Origin of the sequence: Paractinoplanes tereljensis, from assembly GCF_016862435.1 — a bacterium.
Classification (GTDB): Bacteria; Actinomycetota; Actinomycetes; order Mycobacteriales; family Micromonosporaceae; genus Actinoplanes; species Actinoplanes tereljensis.
In genome coordinates this window covers 1-1,823 of record NZ_BOMY01000004.1, presented here as the reverse complement: position 1 = coordinate 1,823, position 1,823 = coordinate 1, and the positions used below count along the sequence as shown (strand labels likewise).

Annotated in this window: 2 protein-coding genes and 1 pseudogene; 1 reads left to right on the top strand and 2 read right to left on the bottom strand. The window is 72.2% G+C overall.

The window, feature by feature from the left end; genetic code table 11:
* On the bottom strand, positions 1-634 hold a 634-nt coding region (locus Ate02nite_RS04415; RefSeq protein ID WP_239147118.1), incomplete at its 3' end, for a 1-phosphofructokinase family hexose kinase.
* Between the two features lie 189 nt (positions 635-823).
* On the opposite strand from Ate02nite_RS04415, the gene Ate02nite_RS04410 reads away from it, so the two are divergent.
* Positions 824-1,726: a carbohydrate kinase family protein gene (locus Ate02nite_RS04410; protein ID WP_239147117.1), complete on the top strand. Its 903-nt coding sequence runs from the start codon at positions 824-826 to the stop codon at positions 1,724-1,726.
* A gap of 13 nt (positions 1,727-1,739) precedes the next feature.
* Here the strand turns inward: Ate02nite_RS04410 and Ate02nite_RS49785 are convergent.
* A pseudogene (locus Ate02nite_RS49785) lies at positions 1,740-1,823 on the bottom strand (pentapeptide repeat-containing protein); the annotation flags it as partial.

The following is a 1,823-nucleotide window of genomic DNA, read 5'->3' as shown; positions in this document are numbered from 1 at the left end:
CGCCGGCTAGCTCTGCGCCGTATGCGGGCGCATCGGCTCGGTCGCGGCTTGTCGGTGGAGGACGCAGGGAGGCGAGCTCGTCGGCGTTTGGTTTTGCCAGTGCCGGGGTGGCCAGCAGGCCGTGTCGCAGGGCCGGGCCGCTGGTGTCGAGCAGGGCGGGGACGCCGGCCTCCCGCGCGTACGCGATCAGGGTGGCGTAGGCCGACGCGGGCAGGCCGGGCGGCAGCGAGCCGCTGAGCGTGATCACCGAGGCCTCGCGCAGCAGGCTCCGGAAGTGATCGGCGAAGCGGGACCACTCGGCCTCGGTGATCGCCGGACCCGGTTCCCAGAAGCCGGTGGCGTCGGCCCCGTCGACAACCGCGACCGTCCGCCGGGTCTCGCCCGCGATGTCCACGAAGGACGACGCGACGCCCTCCGTGCGAAGCAGAGCGGCGACCCGGCCGCCGGTGGTGCCGCCGAGCAGTCCGGTGGCCAGTACCGGTTCGCCCAGCGAATGCAGGACCCGGGCGACGTTCAGGCCCTTGCCACCGGGCCGCTCGGCGACCGTCGAAACCCGGTGGGTGCCGTGCGGAACCAGGGCGTCGACGGCGTAGGTGAGGTCGAGGGCCGGGTTCAGCGTGACGGTGACGATCATGGCGAGGCTCCGGAGAGGATCTGCCCCGCCTCGGGCCTCGCCGCCCTGGCGAACCGGCTGCCGGACTGATTACCGGCTGGGCTCGATCGCGTCGAACTCGATTGAACTGATCGAACGCGCAGGTGTCAATAGCCGATCATGCGCGTATGGTGCTCACGGATTGTTCATATGGACAGTGGAGGCCAAGCGGTGCCCGAGTTCGACGTCCTGGTGGTAGGTGACGCCAACCCCGACCTGCTCCTGCGCGGCGACGTGCGCCCCCGTTTCGGTCAGGCCGAGCAGCTGCTCACGGCAGCCGACCTGGTGCTGGGCGGCTCAGCCGCGATCACCGCCACCGGTTGCGCCCGGCTGGGCCTGCGCACGGCCTTGTTCGCAGCGGTAGCCGACGACGTCTTCGGCACGTTGGTGCGCCAGCAGCTGGCGGCCCGCGACGTAACCCTGCTGCCCGCCGACGGCCGAGGCGCCCCGACCGGCCTGACGGTGGTCCTGTCCGAACCGGACGACCGAGGCATGCTCACCCTCCCCGGCACGATCTCCGCCCTGCGCCCCACCGACCTGACCGACGACCTGCTGACCAGGGCAAAGCACGTGCACGTGGCATCGCTCTACCTGCAGCCCGCCCTGTCCACCGGCCTGGCCGAAATCTTCCACCGAGCCCGCCGGCTGGGCCTGACCACGTCGCTGGACACCAACTGGGACCCAACCGAGAAGTGGGAGTCCCTGACGGCGATCCTGCAGAACACCGACGTCTTCCTCCCGAACGCAGCCGAACTCCAAGCGATCACCGGCCTCCCCAACCCCGACGAGGCCGCCGCCACCTTGGTGCGCAACGGCACCGCGGTGGTGATGAAGGACGGCCCCCGAGGCGCCCGAGCCTGGTGGCCCGGCGGCACCTGCACCGCCCCCGGCCGCCCGGTAGACGTGATCGACACGACGGGCGCCGGCGACAGCTTCAACGCCGGCTTCCTAGCCGCCCGCCTGGCCGACCGCCCACTGACGGAGGCCGTCGCCTGGGCCGCAGCCGCCGGCTCCCTGAGCACCCGAGCCCCCGGCGGCACCGCCGCCCAGGCGTTCCCCCACGAACTGCCCTAAGCCCCCGAACGTTGGCGCCCCGAACGTTGGCGCCCCGAACGTTGGCGCCCCGAACGTTGGCGCCCCGAACGTTGGCGCCCCGAACGTTGGCGCCCCG